A 20,003-nucleotide genomic window follows, 5' to 3' on the forward strand; every position below is an offset into this window, starting at 1 on the left:
GAACGGAGCGGTCCTCGGCAGGAAGGACCGCTCTGTCCGGTGAGGCCGGATCAACCAGGGTTTTCGTCGTTGCGGGAATATGCCCGTTCAGGCGACGAAAGGGGAGCGCGCGCCGGCGTTTCAGTACTTGACGCTGACCCGCGCCCACACGCTGCGGCCGGGCTCATTGACCCGCGAGTGGCCGGGGAAGCCGAAGCCGGCGTCGCCGGCCAGGTTCAGGTGTTCGGCATAGGCCTTGTCGAACAGGTTGTCCACGCCCAGCGACAGCTTGACCTGCTTGCTGATGGCATAGCCCGCGTTCAGCGAGAACACGCCGAAGCCCGCGCTGGGGCCGAAGTCCTGGCCGACCACGTTGCCGCTGTTGAGCGCGTAGCGCTTCTGCGGCGCGACCAGGCGCCAGAGCGCGCCGGCGGACCAGACGCCGTCGTCGTAAGCGGCGCTGAGCTTGGCTTCCAGCGGCGGGATCTGGGGCAGGGCGCGGCCGTCGCTGCGGTTCTCGCCCCAGGCATAGGCCAGGGTGGCGCCCAGGGTCCACGACGGCGCGACCTTCCACGACGCGCCCAGCTCGCCGCCGGCGATGCGCGCGTTCACGTTCGAAGCCTGCGAGGTCGGTCCCATCATGCCGCCCGGGCGGTAGTCGAACAGGATGAAGTCCCGCACGTAGCCGGCATAGCCGGACACCCAGGCGTCGACCTTGTCGCCGCGGTACTGCATGCCCACATCCAGCTGCGTGGTCTTTTCGGGCTTGATCGCGTCGAAGGCGTTGACCGAGCCGGCCGGACCCCTGCCGGGCGAGAACAGCTCCCAATAGTCGGGGAAGCGCTGCACATGGCCCAGGCCCACATACCAGGTGGCCGGCAGGTTCTCCAGGTCCTGCTCGTAGCGCAGGAAGCCGCTGGGCAGCGTGCTGTCGCGGCGCTGGCCGGCGGTGGGATTGGGCATCATCATCATGTGGCCCGAGGTGGGACGGAAGTCCTTGGCCGAAGCCCGGTCCACGCGCGCGCCGCCGATCAGGCGGCCACGTTCGGAGGCGCGCCAGGTTAGTTCCGAGAACAGGCCGACGTTGCTGAATTCGGCGTCCTTTTCCCACGACTGGTTGCGATACGAGTTCGTGTCGGTGCCGCTGCGGCCACGGTGGCGGCTCTGCTGGAAGTCCAGACCGCCGGTCATGGACAGCGCATCGGCCAGCTTGAGCGTGGCGGCGACGCGGCCGCCCCAGGTGGCGCGGTCCACGTCGGCGGCCATGGCCATCGGCATGGGACCGTTCGGATCGGGCCGGCGCAGCGTGTAGTTGTCCATCACATGGTCGGCGTAGTTGTAGTAGAGCTGGGCCTCGATCTTTTCCAGCGTGGCGCCGAGGTTGCGCTTCTCGAAGCGCAGCCCGAAGCTCTCGCGCTTGAACTTCGAGCCGTCCATGCCCCGGCCGGCGTAACGCGCCTCGCCGTCGCCGGCGCCGGCGGTCAGCTCGAACAGCGTGTCGGCGTCCGGCGTGAAGCCCAGGGCCAGGTCGGTGTTCCACTTGTCCCAGCGCGAGGGCACGCGCAGGCCGTTGCCGTCCTTGTAGTCCTGCGAGTGCGAGTGGTTGCCGGTGACGCGCACGTAGACGCTTTCGTTGCCGGCGGTGAAGTCGGCGGTCTGGTCATTGCGGCCGAACGAGCCGCCAGTCAGGCTGCCGTCGAAGCGCACGCCGGCCTCGGTGAAGCGCGGCGTGTCGCGGTCGAAGCGCACGGTGCCGGCCGAGGCGCCGGGACCCCACAGCACGGTCTGCGGTCCCTTGATGACGGTGAGCTGGTCGAAGGTCTCGGGCGAGATATAGGAGCTGGGCGCGTCCATGCGCGCCGGGCAGGCGCCGGGCATGGCGCTGCCGTTGGTCAGGATGTTCAGGCGCGAACCGAACATGCCGCGCAGCACCGGATCGCCGTTGGTGCCGCCATTGCGGATGGCCGAGAAGCCGGGAATGGTCTTCAGGTAGTCGGTGCCGTCGCTGGCCGGCAGCGGCTGGCGCGGCGTCTTGGGATTGGTGATGAAGGTCAGCGGCGAATCGGGCGCGACGGCGGTGATGACCACCGGATCCATGTCGAAGGCGGGCGCCTGCTGGGCGCGGGCGGCGGGGAAGATGGCGGCCAGGGCCGTGGCCAGCGCCAGGGCGCGGGGAAATTCGAAACTCGGGTTCTGCATGACGGTGCGTCTCTGTCTTTGCATGTCGGACGGCCGCGCGCGTGCCGACGCCGCGCGCGCGGGTCGTGGACCGTGAATGCGGCGCAAGGCGGCGAAAGGCAGGCGGAGGGTACGGCGGCCGGAAAAGCGCGCGGGCGCGCGCGGATCGTGCGATCAGGCCAGGGACGGGACAGGCGGGGCGCGCGGCCCCAGCGGCGGGCCGGCCGCGGGCAGCGGCGGCAGGGACAGCGGCGCCGGCGGCGCGACCGAGGCCACGGCGGCGGCGGGCAAGGCCGGCAGATAGGGCAGCGGCGGCAGGTCCAGGGTCTGGTGCGCCACCATCCAGAACGGGCATTCCTGGGCGGCGTCATCGGCCTGGCCGGCGTGTCCGCCGTCGCGCGGATCGGACATCGCGGACATGTCGGACATGGCCGGGGATGGCGCGCGCGCGTCCATCAGCGCCGTCATCACGCTGGGCGGACCGCCGGCGGCCGAGCAGAAGCTGATCTGCAGGCGGCCCTGGCGCAGCGCGGCGGCGTCCGGCATGTAGCCGACCGGCACCAGCGCGCGCAGCACGGTCGCCAAGGCGAGCAGGCACAGCAGGAAGCGTGCGTGCGATCCCGTGGCGAGGCGTGACGGCGGATTGGACATGCGTCGCATTCTATCTGATACACGCTCTGAGACGCGCGTGGGCGGCGCAGCCGCGCAGGCCGCGCTTGCGCTGCGTCATGGCGCACGCGCGCCGGCGCGCCGCGCGCTATAGTCACGCAAACGCGCGGGGCGTCCGGCCTGCCTGACGTCCCGCCGCATACAGACGGGGATCCCACGCGCAATGAACATCAGATTGCTGGCCGGCGCGGCCGCCATCGCGGCCGCCGCCGTGCTGGCCTATGGCGGCTATCAGCTGCTGCCGCAAGGGCCGGCGCTGACGCGCAGCGAAGTGATCGGCGAGCTGGACGGCCCGCCGCTGGCGGCGCATGCGCGCGCCGACCTGTACCGCTACGGCGAGCGCCAGCTGCTGGTCGGCACGATGAGCAAGGCGAGCTGGGATCCGGCCGGACTGGCGCGCGCGCAGGTGCTGGACGCCGATGAGCCGGGTTTGCAGGCGCTCGCGCGCGGGCAGCGCGCCGCGATGGCGCAGACAGGCGCGGTCGACGGCGGGCAGGCCCAGGCCGATGCGCCGGATCCGGCCGTGTCCGCCTTCGCGGCCAGCGGGGCGCGCAGCCTGGTCTACAGCGGCGATGGCACCGGGGTCTTCACGCTGCGCGCCTCGATCGCCGCCGACGCCGGCGCCGGGCTGGTCAGCACGCCGCAAGGCCGCACGTTGTTCCTGGTGACCGAGGCGCTGCATCGGTCCGGCTCGGATCAGCCCCAGGCCGCCGGCGGGGTCTTTCGTTCCGAGGACCAGGGGCTGCGCTGGTCCTACGATGCCCAGGTCGCGCTGGGCGCGCCCGAACGGCGCGCGCTGTTCCTCAGCGAGACGCGGGCGGTGGCGCTGGAATCGCGCGACGGCGGAGAGCGGCTGCTCTATACCGAGGATGGCGCCCGGCGCTGGCAGGCGGCGACCATCATGGAACAGGTGTGGCCGGATGCCGGCGCCTACGGCAAGGCCTTCGACGCGCAGGCCGAAAGGACGCGTGGACTGGGGCAGGCGGACCGGCTGGAATATCGCTGGTCGCTGTATTCGCTGGGCGAAACGCAGGCCGTCGGCTGGAGCTGGCGCGTGCGCGTGCAGACCGGCGCGCAAGCGCCGCAGCTCATCGAGACGCGCCGTTTCGAGATCGCCTTCCAGGACGGCGCGCCTCCGGCCTTCCGCATCCAGCAGGCGGCGGCGCCGGCGCCGTTCCAGGACGCGTCAGGCGCATCCCGTGCTGACGCGGGCGGCGCGCTGCGCCAGGCGTCGGGCGGCCAGATCTATCAGCTGGACCCGGCGTCCCGGGAATGGCATGGCGTGGCCGCCGCGCCCCTGCTGCGGGGCACGCCCAGCCGTATCGGCCGGGCCTGGTTCGGGCGCGAGGGCTGGATGGTGCTGGCCTGCGCCGAGCTGCTGTTCTCGCCCGAGGGCGGCACCTGCGCCTATTTCCATACCCGTGACCAGGGCCGCAACTGGCGGCCGTTCCAGCTGTCGCCTGGCCAGGAAGGGGGATTGCTCGGCCTTGACGAAGCCGGCGAGGGCGTGCTGACGCTCGCGCTGCGCGAGGGCCGGACGGCGATCCTGCGCTATCCGCTGGATTGAGCGTAGGGGGCGGCCGCTACACTGCGGTATTGCCCGGTGCATTGCGCGGCGGGCCGCAACATTTGCCGGAGCCTTCATGCTGCACGTCATCGTCACCACCGCCCACGCCAACGAGGGCCTTTTTCCGACCTACCCGCAGGGCACAGCCGTGGACTTGCTGGCGCCCTGCGACGAGTTCTTCGACTGGCATGCCTGCCGCATCCAGGGACGCGACACCTATGTCTACGTCCACATGCTGCGCGACGGCGCGCTCGCGGCGGACTACAACCCGACCGAACTGGACGTGGCGCCGGGCGATCACCTGGAGGTGCTGGGCATCCAGGGCGCCTGGCTGCATGCGCGCGATGCGGCGCGTGGCCGCAGCGGATGGATTCCGGCCGAGAAGACGCGCACTGTGACGGCCTGAAGCCTGCCCGCGTGGCACCTGTCACGCCGGGGTCATCTGCCCGACCTACCATGCGCCAGTTTTCAATTCCGCCTTGCTTCGGGCAAGGTCGACAAGGAACGGCATGCTTGGGTCGCGGTCTGGTTATGTCCGGCGCGTTGAGGATATCGCGGGCAATGGCGCTGGCCTTGCCGTTGGCGCTGACTGGCGCGCTGGCGGCGCCGTCGGCGGCACGGGCCGTCGCGCCCTCGGATGCGCGGCAGGGGTTCGACATTCCCGCCCAGGATCTGCGCGCGGCGCTGGAAGCTTTCGACACCGCGACGGGCATTTCGGTGCTGTATGGATCGGACCTGTCCGCTGGACGCCGGTCGTCGGCGCTGCGCGGACACTATGCGCCGGACGCGGCGCTGCGTCTGTTGCTGGAGGGCACGGGCCTGATCGCGCAGGCGGTCGGCGACAAGGCTTTCGTGCTGCGGCCCACGCCCAGCGCGCAGTCCGGCGGCGCGGTGTCGGCGCAGGCGCGGCATCGCCGGGCCTTCGAGGCGCAGTTGCAGCAGCGCGTGCTGGACGCCCTGTGCCGGCAGCCGGCCAGCGCGCCGGGCATCTACCGCGCGGCGCTGGCGCTGCGGGTCGACCGGCAAGGGCAGATCGGTTCGGTGCGCCTGCTGGATTCCACGGGCAGCGCGGCGCGCGACGCGGCGATACGCGCGGCCTTGCAGGGCTTGCCGGTGGGCGAGCCGTCCGGCGATCCGGGCAAGGCCTACGTGGTGCTGGTGTTGCCGCGCGAGAGCCGCAAGCCGGCGGACTGCGCCAGCGCGCCCTAGCTTGCTCGCTTGCATTCCTTGCACCCTGCACGGAGCGCGGATGAGCGCTCCCGGATTCTCCGCGTTGCGCGACCTGATCGTGCAGCGCTATGACGACCTCAAGCGCCGCCTCACGCACCGGCTCGGCTCGGCCGATCTGGCGGGCGAGGCGCTGCACGATACCTGGCTGCGTCTTGAACAGTCGCAGCCCGACGGGACGCAGACGCAGGCGGTGAAGACGCCGCTGGCCTATGTCATGCGGATGGCGTCGAACGCCGCCGTGGACCGTATCCGTTCGGAGCACCGCCATCTGAGCGGCACGGAACTGGATCTGCTGGTCGACGAACTGGTGGACCAGAATCCCGGTCCGGCGCGCCAGGCGATGGGGCGGGCCGAGCTGGAGGCCCTGTCCAGCGTGATCGACGCCATGCCCGCGCGGCGGCGCGAGATCCTGATCGCCGTGCGCGTGCACGAGATGCCCTTGCAGGACGCAGCCCGCCATTTCGGCATTTCGCCGCGCGTGGTCAGCCGCGAACTGAAGGCGGCGCACGATTTCTGCGCGGCACGGATGGGACGTTGACCATGCGTCACCTGTTTGGCGCCCGGCCGGGCTCGGAGATCGATCGCATCGCGCGGGAGTGGGTGCAGCGCGTCGCGCTGCGGCAGATGACGGCGGCGCAGGCCGATGCCTTGCGCCAGTGGTGCCAGGCGGACCCCAGGCATGGCGCGGCCTTCGCCGAGGCGCATCGGCTGTGGCAGGGCATGGCGCCGGCGGCGGCGCTGAGCGAGGCGCGCGGCCGCGAGCGGCGTCTGTCGCGTCCGGCGCGTCGCGCCTTTCTCGGCGCGGGCCTGGCGTGCGCCGCGACGGGGGCGGGCGTGGCCGTGGTTGCGCCGCCATTCGGCCTGTGGCCGTCCTGGCGCGAATTGGGCGCCGACTATCGCACCGCCAAGGGCGAGCAGCGCCGCGTCGTATTGCCGGGGGCCGCCGTGCTGGATCTGAACACGCGCACCAGCGTCGCGCTGCGCGCCGCCGGCGTCGAGCTGATCAGCGGCGAGGCCGCGATCTCGCTGGCCGGCGCGAGCAGTCCGTTCACCGTCAGCGCGGCCGGCGGCCGCGTCATGGCGCGGGACGCGGTTTTCGAACTGCGGCACACCGACGGCAGCGTCTGCGTGACCTGCCTGTCCGGCGCGGTCGAGGTGGCGCTGGCGAGCGGCGGCGCGACCCTGGCGGCGGCGCAGCAGCTGGTCTATGACGCGGCGGGCCTGCAGCCCGCGCGCGCGCTGGATGCCGACGATCTGCCGGCCTGGCGCGATGGCTTCCTGCGCTTCCGGCAGGCGCCCTTGGCCGAGGTGCTGGACGAGATCAACCGCTATCGCTCCGGCCGCGTCATCCTGATGGCGCAATCGCTGGCCGCCAGGCCCGTCAGCGTGCGGGTGGAGCTGGCGCGGCTGGACACGGCCATCGCGCAGATTCGCGAGAACTTCCAGCTCGACGCCACCGCCTTGCCCGGCGGCGTGCTGCTGCTGGGTTGATTCGCCCGCGCCGCGCCCGCTGGCGAGAGCCTGCCATCCGCAAGGGGCGCATCTTTCTCAATGTGGTCCGACCACAAAAAAACCGTCTGCTTTTCCCGCGTCGATCCGTCTAGGTAGACAAGGAGGGCGCTGGCATGGGACGCCGGCGCTCGCAATCGCGGCATGCGCGGGCGAGATCCGCATGCGGCGTTCTTTGGAGATGGGTGGCGATGAGCAAGCGCGGGCAAGGCAGGATTACTTTGAATGCGGGCGTCAGGCAAGCGGCCGTGCCGCTGGCGCCGCTGGCGCAGGCGCTAGCGCTGATGCTGGCGGCCGGCGGCGTCCAGGCCGCGCCGGCCGCCTTCAGCCCCGGCTGGTTCGCCGCCAAGGGCGCGGCGCAGGCGCAGACGCAGGCCAGCGGCCGGTTGCCCGACGGCAGCGTGGCGGGCATTCCGACGGCGGCGCGGCAGCAGACGCAGTCGCGCCAGCAATTGCAGCAGTCGCTCGGCAACCTGAACCGCACGGCGGCGGCCATCGCCGCGCAGCAGGCGGCGCAGGCCGCCGCGCGCCAGGCCGCGGGCAATGCCGCCCCGGCCGTGCCGGACGGGCTGGCCGCCGGCGGGTTGCAGATCGACACGCAGGCGCTCACGCGTGGTTGGACCCATGCCGAGGCGCCCAAGTCCAGCACCGAGAACGGCCGCAGCACCGTCACCATCAACCAGACCGCCGACCGCGCCATTCTTAACTGGCAGACATTCAACGTCGGCCGCGACACCACGGTGGACTTCCGCCAGCAGGCCGAGTGGGCGGTGCTGAACCGGGTCAACGACCCGGCCGGCCGTCCCAGCCAGATCCAGGGGCAGATCAAGGCGCCGGGCACGGTGCTGATCGTCAACCGCAATGGCGTGGTGTTCGACGGCGCCAGCCAGGTCAACGTGCGCAACCTGGTGGCCGCCGCTGGCAGGATCAGCGACGAGCAGTTCCGCGAGCGCGGGCTGTATGGCGCGCAAGGCTCGGAACCCAGCTTCACCGACGCGCTGGGCAAGGTCGAGGTCAGGCCGGGCGCGCGCATCGATACGCACGCGCCGGGCAGCGTCACGCAGGGCGGCGGCTATGTGCTGCTGCTGGGCGGCGAGGTGCACAACGCCGGCGCGATCAGCGCGCCGCGCGGGCAGGCGCAGCTTGCCGCCGGCGACAGCTTCATCATCCGGCGCGGCGTGGGCACCAGCGAGAACACCCTGTCGACCACGCGGGGCAACGAGATCGCGCCGCGCCTGGCGGCGAACCAGGATGGCGGCCTGGTACGCAACACCGGCCTGATCGTGGCGGCCGAGGGCGACGTGACGCTGGCCGGACGCCAGGTGCGCCAGGAAGGCGTGGCGCTGGCCACGACCACCACGCGCACGCGCGGCACCATCCACCTGCTGAATTCGGCCTCCGACGCCAAGGGCAGCATCGTGCTGGCGCCGGAATCGGTCACGGCGGTGCTGATCGATGACGACGGCAGCACGGCGCTGGATAGCCAGCGCAACGCGCTGATCAAGGAGTCGGCCGAGCAGGACCTGCTGCGCCACCGCCAGGCGCCGGGCGCGTTCGACAACCTGTCACGCCTGTCGGACCGGCGCGACCAGTCGCGCATCGAGATCGTCAGCGGCGGCGACATCCAGTTCCAGGGCGGCTCGCTGGCGCTGGCCACGGGCGGGCAGATCGCGGCCACGGCGGCGCGGCGCGGCTTCGTGGCGCAGGGCGCCGAGCTGGACGTGGCCGGCGCGGTGGGCGTGCGGATCGCGATGGCGTCCAACAGCGTCAAGATCAACGTGCAGGGCAACGAGCTGCGCGACGCGCCCAACAACCGCGACGCGGCCAAGCTGTTCAACGGCGAGCTGTGGGTGGACCGGCGCAGCCTGATCCCGGTGGCGGCGGGCGTGGGCGGCTACGAGGGCGAGCGCTGGTACACGGCCGGCGGCCTGCTGGAGGTGGGCGGCTACCTGGCCAACCTGGGCCACGGCATCGGGGAATGGGCGGCGCAGGGCGGCACGGTGACGCTGGGCGGCAAGGAAGTGGTGGCGCAGGCGGGCTCGCGGATGAACCTGGCCGGCGGCACGCTGGACGTGGCCGAGGGCGTGATCAACCTGAGCTGGCTGCGCGGCGCGGACGGACGTTTGTACGAAGCCTCCAGCGCGCCGGCGGACCGGGTCTACGCCGGCCTGTACCGGGGCTACGAGGACCTGCACGGCCGCTGGGGCGAGAAGGCCACGCGGCGTTTCCTGAACCCGGTGCTGGCGCCAAGCACGCGGCGCGAGGCCGGCTACACGGTGGGCCGGGACGCGGGTCGGCTGGTGCTGTCGGCGCCCACCGCCGTGGTGGAAAGCGAGATCGTCGCCACGGTGTATGACGGCGCGCGCCAGACGCAGGCGCGGGCGGCCGGGACCGACGGCTACGGCCAGAGCCAGTTGGCGGTGGCGCGCGCCGGCGGGCTGGCGCTGGGCAACTACGGCGCGCTGGGCCGGGTCAACGTCTTCAATACCGACGTCAGGCTCGGCCGCTACGCCGATATCACCTTGGCGATGGCGGCGGGCGACGCGCTGGCGGCCGAGCGCGTCGGCACGCTGTGGCTGGACAGCGCGCGGCTGTCCGACATGGGCCTGGGCGTACTGGATCTGGCGACCGGCGGCGCGCTGACGGTGGCCCAGGTGGTGGCGCTGGCCGACGGCGGACACGCGGCGCTGACGGCGGGCCGGATCGATGCACAGGCTGGCATCACGGCGCGGGGCGGGGCCATCACGCTGAGCAACACCTTCGTGTCGCCAGACGCGAGCGTCAAGGCGCGCGCGCTGTCCAAGGCGGGCGAGGCGCCGGCCATCGTGCTACGCGAGGGCGCGGCGCTGGACGTGAGCGGCCGCTGGGCGGACCTGCAAGGCAAGGGCGTGGCCTCGCCGTGGCTGGGCCGGCTCGACGGCGGCCGCGTGACGCTGGACTCGCCGCATGGCATCGCGGTGGCGGCGGGCTCGCTGATCGATGTGTCTTCGGGCGGCGCGGTGCTGCACAGGGGCGAGACGCGCGCGGGCAAGGGCGGCGACGTCACGCTGCGGGCGGGCGCGCCGGAAGTGGAGGGCGCCACGGGCGCGCTGGCGCTGGCGGGGCAGCTGCGCGGCCATGGCATGGCCGGCGGCGGCACGCTGACGCTGGAGACGGATGGGAAGGTGGTGATCGGCGCGGCCGATGCGCTGGCCTACAGGCAGACCCATACGCAGGTCGGCGCGCAACAGCCCCAGCCCTTGCTGCTCGATCCGTCGCTGCTGGGCGCGGGCTTCGCGAAATACGACATCAACGGCCGTGGCGGCCTGCGCGTGGCCGAGGGCGCGACACTGGACGTGGTCATGCCGGTGTACCGATACGAGCCGGGCAACGAGGCCACGGGCCAACGGCCGGCGCCGGCGCTGCTGCTGGCGCCGGTGTACCAGGAGAACCCGCTCAAGGGCGCGCTGACGCAGCGCGCCGGCGCGGACCTGACGCTGCGCTCGCAGCGCATCGAGGATGGCGCGGACATCGATATCGGCGCGGGCGCGCTGGTGTCGGTCGATCCGGGCCGCACGATCCGCCTGCTGGGCGGCGGCAACAGCCGTATCACCGTGGACGGCGCGCTGCGCGCGCCCGGCGGCCGCATCGAGGCGGATATCGTCGCGCCGGCCTCCGATGTGCGCGACAACCCCGCGAGCAGGACGCACAACCGCGCCATCTGGATCGGCGGCGCGGCGACGCTGGACGTCGCCGGCCGCGCCGCCGGCGGCGTGGACATCGACGGCCGTCGCTACGGCAAGGCGCAGGCGGGCGGCAGCATCCTGCTGGGCGGCGCGCTGGACTGGGACGCGACCGGCATCGCCGAGAGCGCCCGTGATATCGCCATCGTGGTGCGCCCGGGCGCGGTGCTGGACACCTCGGGCTCGCGCCTGACCATCGACGCGCCGCGCGGCAGCCGCCTGGGGACGCTGGATCTGGCCGGCGACGGCGGCCAGATCGTGCTGAAGTCCAGCTATGGGCTGTTCCTGGACGGCGATATGCGCGCCCGGGCGGGCGGCGCGGGCGCGGCCGGCGGCACGCTGGCGCTGGCGCTGGAAACGCCCACGTTCCCGCTGTCGGTCAACGCCGAGGACGGCGTGCGCCGGCCGCGCGAACTGATCCTGTCGCAGGGCGCGCAGGCCAGCGGCCTGGCATCGGATCTCAAGCCGGGGCAGCTCGATCCGGCGCTGCATCATGGCGCGGCGCGCCTGTCGGCGCGGCAGTTCGAGGCCGGCGGCTTCGGCAACCTGTCGCTGCTGGTCAACGGGATTCTCAGTTTCGACGGCGACGTGGCCCTGTCGGCCTCGCAAAGCCTGCGCTTCTATGCCGGCAGTTATGCCGTGACCGACCGCGCGATGGCAGGCACGGCCGTCAGCCTGTCCGCGCCGCATCTACGGCTGGCCGGCGCGGCGCGCGCCCGGGGCGACGGCGTCACGCCGACGGTGACGTGGCGCGACGGTGCGTCCGCGCGGCCCGGCGTGGGCAGCTTCACCGCCGACGCGGACCTGATCGATATCCGCGACCGCGTCGGCTTCGGCGCGCGCGGCGCGGTGCCGTTGCTGGCCGGCGCGCCGGTGACAGTGGATCGGCGCGGCTTCGATCAGGTCAGCCTCAACAGCCGTGGCGACGTGCGCCTGCTGGGCGGACAGGCCGGCCGTGGCCTGTCCGGCGACGCCACCACCGAGTTGGGCACCAACGGGGACCTGCGCATCACCAGCGCGCAGCTCTATCCGGCCACCGGCGCCAGCGCGACCATCTGGGGCGGCTATGAGACCGGCCGCCGCCTGGAAATCCTGCGCCAGCCCGGCACGGAGTCGGTGGCGCCGCCGCTGTCGGTGTTCGGCTCGCTGAGCCTGGGCGCGGACACGGTGATCCAGGCGGGCACCGTGCGCGCGCCCATGGGCTCGATCAGCCTGGGCCAGGATGCCCGTGGCAGCGACAGCTGGCGCGCGCGCTCGGTCGAGCTGATGCCCGGCAGCCTGACTTCTGTCAGCGGCGCCGGCGTCATGGTGCCTTATGGCGGCACGGCGGATGGCCTGACGTACACCTATGCCGGCGCGCAGCTGAAACCGCGCGAGCAGAATGCCGGCGGCATTGCGTTCTCCGGCCATACGCTGACGGGCCGCCAGGGCGCGGTGCTGGACCTGAGCGGCGGCGGCGAGCTGCGCGGCGCCGCCTTCGTGGCCGGGCGCGGCGGTTCGGTGGACATCCTGCGCACGCCGCTGGTCAACGCCAATCCGACATTCACCAATAGCGCGGCCGGCAATGCGATCTACGCCATCGTGCCGGGCCATGCCGGCGGCTACGCGCCGGTCGCGCCCGACACGGCGGGCAGCGAACCCGTCGTGGGCCAGACGCTGACGTTGACGCAGGACGCGGGCGGGTTGAAGGCCGGCGTCTACACGTTGATGCCGGCGGCCTATGCGCTGATGCCGGGCGCCTACCGCGTCGAGCTGGGCCCGGAGACCTTGCTGCCCGGCGCGGCGCCGACGCCGCAGGGCTCGCTGGCGGCGTCGGGCTACCTGGGCGTCTCCAACACCGGCCTGCGCGGCGCGCTGCCGCGCCAGCTGCTGCTGACGCCGGGTGAACGGGTGCGTTCGCATTCGAACTACAACGAGATGAGCCATGACGCCTTCGTGGCGGCGGACGCGGCGCGCAAGGGCGGCCTGCGCGGCCAGATCACGGCCGACGCCCGCACCCTGCGCCTGAACTATGAGCGCGTCTTGCCGCAGGAAGGCAAGCCCATGCTCGGCTTCGACGGCGTGGCGCGTTTCGCGGCCGCCAAGGGCGGGGTGGACGGTACGCTGGAGGTCCTGGCCAACGACGTGGAACTGCTGGCCGATGGCGCCGGCCGGACGGCGGGCTACACGGGCGCTTCGCTGTCGGCATCCGCGCTGAACCGTTTCAATCCCGTGCGCATGATGGTCGGCGGCCGGCTGGATCTGAAGCCGGGCGACAACTACGCGACCTTCGTGTCCAGCACCAACAATGTGACCGTGCGCGGGGGGGCCGCGCTCAGCGCCGCCGAGGTGTTCCTGATCAGCGGCGCCACCTGGGGCGGCATCACGGTGGAAGAGGGCGCCGCCATCTCGACCATCGGCCGTGGCAAGCCGGCCTACGATTCCAGCACGGGCTTGGTGTACGCCGCCGGCCGGACCGGCGTGCTGGGCTTGAGCAACGGCACGATCAACCTGCTGCCGGCCACGCCGGAGATGGCGCAGGGACCGGGCTACATCAATATCGGGGCCTGCGGCGGCGCTTGCACGGGCGCGGCCACCACGCTGGCCGCCGAAGGCACCTTGCTGGTCGCCACCGACCGCGCCTTCACGCTGGCCGACAACGCGCGCTATGGCGCGCGCAACCTGCTGCTGGCGATGTCCACGCTGAACCTGGGCGACGAGGCCGCGCTGGCGCGGGCGGCCGCCGCCGGCGCCTTGCCGAACGGGCTGATGCTGAACCAGCGCGTGCTCGACAAGCTGCTCAAGGGCAATGCCGGCCCCGGCATTCCCGCCGTCGAGACCCTGATCCTGAATGCGCGCGATTCGGTCAATGTGTTTGGCTCGGTGACGCTGGACGCCACGCAGGGCAAGGGCGTGGGCCGGCTGGTGCTGGGCGCGCCGGCCATCTACGGCTATGGCGGCGCGGCTGACACCGCGACGATCCGCTCGCGCGAACTGGTGTGGACCGGCGTGTCCGCGCGTCCCTCCCATCTTTCGGGCCAGTACGATCCGGCGATACCGGGAGCTGCCATCGCGGACCGGCTGGGCGACGGCCGGCTGCAATTGGCCGCCGAGCGCATCGTGTTCGGCTACGGCCCGGACACCCAGCCCGTGAACTGGCTGTCGGCCGAACGCCTGGCGCTGGGTTTCGCCGGCGTCGACCTGCTGGCCAGCGAGCGCGTGACCGCCAATGGCCAGGGCACGCTCAAGGCCTATCACCGCCAGGGCGCGTACCAGGCGGGCAAGGGGTATGCCTACAGCGGCGGCGACCTGAACATCGTGACGCCGCTGCTGACGGGCGAAGCCAGCTCGTCCATGGCCTACACGGCGGGCGGCAGCCTGACGCTGCGCCGGCCGCAGGGCGCGGCGGCGCTGTCCGGGCAGGCCGGCGCGCTGGGCGCGCAGCTGACGCTGGCGGGCGGTTCGGTGGACCTGGACGGCGCGATCGCGCTGGCCTCGGGCAAGCTGAAGATCAAGGCCGAGCGCGACCTGCGCCTGGGCGCGCAATCGCGCCTGGACCTGGCTGGCCGCGAAGTGCTGTTCTACGACCAGGCGCGCTACACCTGGGGCGGCGACCTGACGCTGGATAGCGCGGTGGGCAATATCGACCAGGAGGCCGGCTCGGTCATCGACCTGTCGGCGCGCAAGCAGCGCGGCGGCACGCTGGCCGCGACGGCGCTGGGCGCCGGCGCCGGCCGGATCGACCTGCGCGGTTCCATCCTGGGCGGCGCGTCCGGCCTGTACGACGCGGGCGGCACGCGCGTGCCCTATGACGGCGCCGAGATCACGCTGCGGGCGCAGACGCTGGCCGACTTCGCCGGACTGAACACGCGCCTGAACGCGGGCCAGGTCCATGGCGCGCGCCGTTTCCAGATCAAGCAGGGCGATCTGATCGTGGGCGACGAAGTGCGCGCGCGCCAGGTCAGCATCACGGTGGACGGCGGCAGCCTGACCGTGGCCGGCCGCATCGATGCCAGCGGCTTCCAGCCCGGCATCATCCGCCTGGCGGCCAAGGGCGACCTGAACCTGCTGGGCGCGCTGGACGCGCACGGCGCGGGCCTGCGCCGCGACAGCCATGGCCAGATCATCGACAGCCCCAATCGCGCGCAGGTCTCGCTGACGTCGAGCCTGGGCACGCTGACGCTGGGTCCGTCGGCCAGCATCGACCTGCGCGCCGGCACCGAGGCCGCCGGCAACGACGGCCGCGCGCGCGGCACGCTGGACCTGAACGCGCGTCGCGTGGGCGGCGCAGGCACGCGCGGCGACGGCGCGGGCGCCGATGATGTGGCGATCCAGGTGCAGGGCCGGCCGCAGGTGCGGGGCGCGTCCCTCATCGCGGTGAACGCGTTCCGCGAGTATGCCGACGCAGAATTGGCGAGCGCGCCGGACGTGTCCGGCAGCAAGCCCCAGCTGATCACGCAGGACATGCTGATCCGCATCGACCGCGACAGCCAGGATTTCATCAACGCGGCGCTGGGCAACGGTGCGCTGCGCGCGCGGCTCGCGGGTCTGGACGGCTACCGCCTGCGTCCGGGCGTGGACATCGTCAGCGATCCGCTGATCAATCCCGCCGGCAACCTGACGGTGGTGGGCGACCTGGACCTGTCGGGCTTGCGCTACGGCCCGGGCTCGGACCGCAACGATCCCGCGCGGCGCGGCTTCGGCGAACCGGGCGTGCTGAACATCCGCGCGGCCGGCGACCTGACCATTCACGGCAGCATCAACGACGGCTTCGCCCCGCCGCCGTCCACGCCCGACGATCAAGGCTGGTACCTGTTCGAGTGGCGCAATGCGCAGAACAGCGGCAACACGCCGTTCGGCGGCGATATCGTGATTCCCATCGACGGCGTGTCGCTGGACAAGGGCACCGTGTTCCCCAAGGGCGCCGTGCTGAACTACGACCTGCCGGCCGAGGGCGTCACCTTGCCCAAGGGCATCGCCTTGCCGGTGGCGGTGGAGCTGGCCGGCAACTATGTGCTGCCGGCGGGGGTGGTGCTGGGCGCGGACGTGTACCACGGCGACGGCTCGGTGGCCTGGCGCGCCGGCACGGTGCCGACGGCCGACGTGACGCTCGCGCCGGGCATGAAGCTGGGCGCCGGCACGGTGCTGCGCGCCGAGACGCTGGCGGCGGCGCTGACCTGGCCCAAGGGCGTGGCCTTGCCCGCGCCGATGACGGCCAGCGGCGTGCTGGCGCTGGCGCGCGGCGCCTTGATTCCGGCCATGACCAAGATCGAGCTGCCCGACGACAAGCCGGTCAACCTGCGGCCGAAGAGGGGCGAGTTCCAGGGCGCCAACTGGGCGCTGGCGCCGATGCTGCCGCAGGGCGCCACCAGCTGGAGCCTGCAGCTGACGGCCGGTGCCGACCTGGGCTCGGCCGATCCGCGCGCGGTCGATCCGGCGTCGCGCGGTTCGCTGGTGCTGGCCGACTCCCACGCCTCCACTCGCATGAAGATCGTGCCGGGCGGCGTTGGACTGGTGTACGCGCCCAACGATCTCGGTTACCCCGTGGGCGAGCCGGTGGACCCGGACTGGGTCAGCGATTGCGACCTCTTCGCCGGGCTTTGCGTGACCGATCCCAAGCGCATCAAGCGCACCTGGACGCAAGCCGGCTCCGACATGTTCGGCACGGAAGTGGGCACGCCGGTGCAGGAGGAACTGGTCGTCTTCTGCGACACGATCCCGGGCGTCTGCAACGTCGAGATCCTGCCGATCCGCGACATCGCGTCGGCCGAGCTGCTGGCGCCCATGTTCAGCGTGGTGCGCACCGGCGCCGGCGACCTGGGCGCGGCGGCGGCCGGCGATCTGCGCATGGACACGCCCTATGGCTTCTATACGGCGGGCACGCCATCGACGGCGTTGCGCCGCGCCGACGGCGGCGATCCGTATGCGCAGCCGCGCGGCAGGCACATCTTCGATCCGGCCGAGGGCGCCGAGCGCGCTTCGCTGCTGGGTCCGCAACAGGACGACTACAGCGCGGCCAACGGCGCGTACCGTGCCTGGTATCCCGAGCGCGGCGGCAACGTGGACATCGTCGTGGGCGGCTCCGTGTCCGGGGACGCCTGGACGGAGTTCGCGCCGCCCAACCGCCCGCAGACGCCCAGCGCCAGCGTCGGCAACTGGCTGTGGCGGCAAGGGTCCGACGCCTTGCCGGCCTCATGGTGGATCAACTTCGGCGCCTATGCCGTGCCCATGGCCACCAATATGTGGGCCAGCAGCCATCCGTACATCGTCGGCTTCACCGGCTTCGGCACGCTGGGCGGCGGCAACCTCAGCATCGCCGCGGGCGGCGACGCCGGCATCGTGGCGGCGCGCGGCCTGGGCGACTATGGCGCGCCGGAACCGCGCAGCCGCGCCCTGGTCGCGGCCGTGGGCGGCACCGGCCGCGTCGCGCCCGACGGCAGCCTGGTGCTGACCGGAGGCGGCGATTTGAGGCTGCGGCTGGGCGGCGCCCTGAACCCGGACCTGGACGCCTCGCAGTACGCCACGCAGTACCGGACCAATCGCCAGAAGCCCGACCTGGACGGCATGGTGACCAACCTGCGCGGCGCCATCCAGATCGAGGCACGCGCCATCGGCGGCTCGCGCCAGCTGTTCCGCCGGGACGCCGTCGCGCAGCCCGGCCTGACGGGCGACGCCATGGATCCGAGGCCAATCAATCCCTTCGTGCCGACGCTGTCGAGCGCCAGCGGCGGCATCACGCTGGTGCCGGGCGACTCCGCCGTCTATCTGGAGACCCTGGGCGACTTGGTGCTGTCCGGCGTGTCCGATGCCGGCCGCGTGCGCGTCCTGAATACCTCCATCCAGACGCCGGGCAATGGCCTGTCCGTGGGCGGCGGCCAGAGCTGGTTCTCTTTGTGGACGCCGGCCACCGCCATCAATCTGTTGAGCGCGGGCGGCAATGTCACGCCGGATACCTCGCTGAGCCACGAGGCCGCCGGCTCGGCTGCCGTGATCCGGGGGGACGACGTGATCGTGTATCCATCGATCCTGCGCGTGACGGCGGCCTCCGGCAATATCTACTACGGCCGTTCCGCCAAGAGCGGTTCGCCCGGCAGCACGCCCGCCGGCGGCCTGCTGCTGGCGCCCTCGGCCAGCGGCGAGCTGAGCTTCCTGGCGCAGCAGTCCATCTATGGCGGCGGCACGCCGGTCAGCATGTCCGGTTCGGACACGCCGCTGCCCACGCCGTTCATGCCGGCCTATGCCGGTTATGACCTGGCGGGCGGCCTGCAGCGCGGATCGCACAACAACAGCATCGACGGTTCGCCGGTACCGCGCGCGGACGGGCCCGTCGCGCCGACCAAGGACGCGCATCCGCTGTTCGCTTTCGGGCCGGACACGCCGGGCGCCCGATCCCCGCGCGCGGAAGGATCGGAACCGATCCGCTTCTATGCGGTGCAGGGCGACCTGGTCGGGCTCAGCTCGGGCATGTCCGTGCAGTACCTGCCGCAGACCAACCGCAGCATCCTCAACTGGCTGCGCGCGGCGGCGCCGGTCCAGGCGCTGGCGGGGCGCGACATCGCCGGCCTGGGCGGCGTGTTCCTGCACAACGGCCCGTCGGATGTCTCGCTGCTGCATGCGGGCCGCGATATCTGGTATGCCGACGTCAAGGTGGCGGGCCCCGGCCTGCTGGACGTGGTGACCGGGCGCAATCTGGTGCAGGAAGACCGCGCCAGCATCGTCAGCGTCGGCCCGGCGCTGCGCGGCGACAAGCGGCCGGGCGCGGATATCGCGATCACGGCGGGCGCCGGCGCGGCCGGACCCGACTACGACGCGCTGGGCAAACGCTACCTGGACCCGGCCAACCGCGCCGTGGCCGGCCAGACCCTGACGAGCCAGCCCGGCAAGGTGGTTCATACCTACGAGCGCGAGCTGGCCGACTGGCTGCGCGCCCGCGACGGTTTCACGGGCAGCGACCAGGACGTGCTGGCGCGCTTCGAGGCCCTGCCGCTGGCCCTGCGCCAGGCCTTCCTGCGCTCGGTGTACTTCGCCGAGCTGCGGGCCGGCGGGCGCGAGTACAACGACCTGCAAGGACCGCGTCCGGGTTCGTACCTGCGCGGCCGCCAGGCCATCGCGGCGCTGTTCCCGGAAGGCGCGGCGCGCGAGGGCGGCATCTCGATGTTCGGACCGTCCGGCGTGCGTAGCGTCGGCGGCGGCTCGATCCAGGCGCTGGCGCCCGGCGGCCAGATCGTGGTGGGCGTGCAGGGCGTGGCGCCGCCGGGCAGCGCGGGCCTGATCACGCAGGGCCAGGGCGACATCCAGGTCTATTCCAAGGGCAGCCTGCTGCTGGGATTGTCGCGCGTGATGACGACCTTCGGCGGCGACATCCTGGCCTGGTCGGCCGAGGGCGACATCAACGCCGGCCGGGGTTCGAAGACCACGGTGGTCTACACCCCGCCGCGCCGCGACTACGATGCCTTGGGCAATGTGGTGATGGCGCCGCAGACGCCGGCGGCGGGCGCGGGCATCGCCACGCTGAATCCGATTCCGGAAGTGCCGCGCGGCGACGTGGACCTGATCGCGCCGCTGGGCACGATCGATCCGGGCGAGGCCGGCGTGCGCAGCTCGGGCAACGTCAACGTGGCGGCGCTGCACGTGGTCAACGCGGCCAACATCCAGGCCCAGGGCAACAGCAGCGGGGTGCCGGTGACGGCGGCGGTCAACACCTCGGCGCTCAGTTCGGCCAGCGCGGCGTCGGGCGCGGCGGCGGCCTCGGCCGAGAGCGAGGCGAGCCGCTCGCGCAATGCGGCGCGCCAGTCGCAGCCGTCGATCATCTCGGTGCAGATTCTGGGCTTCGGCAATGAGGGCGCCGAGGGCGCGACGCAGGCGCCCGCCGGCGGATCGGCTGGCGCGGCCGCGCCGGGCGCCACGCGCGCCGACGCGGCGCATTATGCGCCGGACGCACCGGTGCAGGTGCTGGGGCAGGTGGACCTGGGACAGGCAGAGCTGGGCCGGCTGACGGAGACCGAGCAGCGCAACCTGGCCAGATTGACGGCCGAAGGGGGCTGAACCGGCCCGGCTTGAATGGCAGACAGGGCGGCCCTTGCGGGCCGCCCTGTTTGTCTTGGCTTCGGCATTGAATAGCGCTTCTGTGGCGCTGATGGGCCGCAGGCCGCAGCCATCGGCTTCGCAGG

The 20,003-nt window shown here is 72.5% G+C and carries 8 protein-coding genes; 6 read left to right on the plus strand and 2 right to left on the minus strand.

The window, feature by feature from the left end:
* Positions 1-120 precede the first annotated feature (120 nt).
* Together C2U31_RS19510 and C2U31_RS19515 are read right to left on the minus strand one after the other, a co-directional pair.
* Entirely contained in the window at positions 121-2,202 is a 2,082-nt protein-coding gene (locus C2U31_RS19510; protein ID WP_103274288.1) for a TonB-dependent copper receptor, read from the minus strand.
* 129 nt (positions 2,203-2,331) lie between these two features.
* Positions 2,332-2,808, minus strand: a complete 477-nt coding sequence (locus C2U31_RS19515; RefSeq protein WP_158658405.1) for a DUF2946 family protein — start codon at positions 2,806-2,808, stop codon at positions 2,332-2,334.
* 181 nt (positions 2,809-2,989) lie between these two features.
* Here C2U31_RS19515 and C2U31_RS19520 point away from each other — a divergent pair, with 181 nt between their 5' ends.
* From C2U31_RS19520 to C2U31_RS19545, 6 genes are all read left to right on the plus strand, one after another.
* Entirely contained in the window at positions 2,990-4,393 is a 1,404-nt protein-coding gene (locus C2U31_RS19520; RefSeq protein ID WP_103274290.1) for a hypothetical protein, read from the plus strand.
* Between the two features lie 76 nt (positions 4,394-4,469).
* Positions 4,470-4,799: an SH3 domain-containing protein gene (locus tag C2U31_RS30605; RefSeq protein ID WP_158658406.1), complete on the plus strand. Its 330-nt coding sequence runs from the start codon at positions 4,470-4,472 to the stop codon at positions 4,797-4,799.
* A gap of 155 nt (positions 4,800-4,954) precedes the next feature.
* Complete coding sequence (locus C2U31_RS19530; RefSeq protein ID WP_158658407.1) at positions 4,955-5,602, plus strand: STN domain-containing protein; 648 nt, start codon at positions 4,955-4,957, stop codon at positions 5,600-5,602.
* 40 nt (positions 5,603-5,642) lie between these two features.
* Positions 5,643-6,161, plus strand: coding sequence for an RNA polymerase sigma factor (locus C2U31_RS19535; RefSeq protein WP_103274293.1), 519 nt, complete (start codon positions 5,643-5,645; stop codon positions 6,159-6,161).
* A 2-nt stretch (positions 6,162-6,163) separates the two neighbouring features.
* Positions 6,164-7,114 carry a FecR domain-containing protein gene (locus C2U31_RS19540; RefSeq protein WP_103274294.1) on the plus strand — a complete coding sequence of 317 codons (951 nt, stop codon included), beginning with the start codon at positions 6,164-6,166 and terminating at the stop codon, positions 7,112-7,114.
* Between the two features lie 209 nt (positions 7,115-7,323).
* Positions 7,324-19,878: a filamentous hemagglutinin family protein gene (locus C2U31_RS19545; RefSeq protein ID WP_103274295.1), complete on the plus strand. Its 12,555-nt coding sequence runs from the start codon at positions 7,324-7,326 to the stop codon at positions 19,876-19,878.
* Positions 19,879-20,003 lie beyond the last annotated feature (125 nt).

Origin of the sequence: Achromobacter sp. AONIH1, from assembly GCF_002902905.1 — a bacterium.
Taxonomy (GTDB): domain Bacteria; phylum Pseudomonadota; class Gammaproteobacteria; order Burkholderiales; family Burkholderiaceae_B; genus Achromobacter.

What these genes read in the sequence shown, in the direction of transcription:
- C2U31_RS19535 (WP_103274293.1), top strand. Translation starts at nt 5,643, where the DNA reads ATGAGCGCTCCCGGATTCTCCGCGTTGCGCGACCTGATCGTGCAGCGC.
- C2U31_RS19545 (WP_103274295.1), top strand. Translation starts at nt 7,324, where the DNA reads ATGAGCAAGCGCGGGCAAGGCAGGATTACTTTGAATGCGGGCGTCAGG.
- C2U31_RS19510 (WP_103274288.1), bottom strand. Translation starts at nt 2,202, where the DNA reads ATGCAAAGACAGAGACGCACCGTCATGCAGAACCCGAGTTTCGAATTT.
- C2U31_RS19540 (WP_103274294.1), top strand. Translation starts at nt 6,164, where the DNA reads ATGCGTCACCTGTTTGGCGCCCGGCCGGGCTCGGAGATCGATCGCATC.
- C2U31_RS19520 (WP_103274290.1), top strand. Translation starts at nt 2,990, where the DNA reads ATGAACATCAGATTGCTGGCCGGCGCGGCCGCCATCGCGGCCGCCGCC.
- C2U31_RS30605 (WP_158658406.1), top strand. Translation starts at nt 4,470, where the DNA reads ATGCTGCACGTCATCGTCACCACCGCCCACGCCAACGAGGGCCTTTTT.
- C2U31_RS19515 (WP_158658405.1), bottom strand. Translation starts at nt 2,808, where the DNA reads ATGTCCAATCCGCCGTCACGCCTCGCCACGGGATCGCACGCACGCTTC.
- C2U31_RS19530 (WP_158658407.1), top strand. Translation starts at nt 4,955, where the DNA reads ATGGCGCTGGCCTTGCCGTTGGCGCTGACTGGCGCGCTGGCGGCGCCG.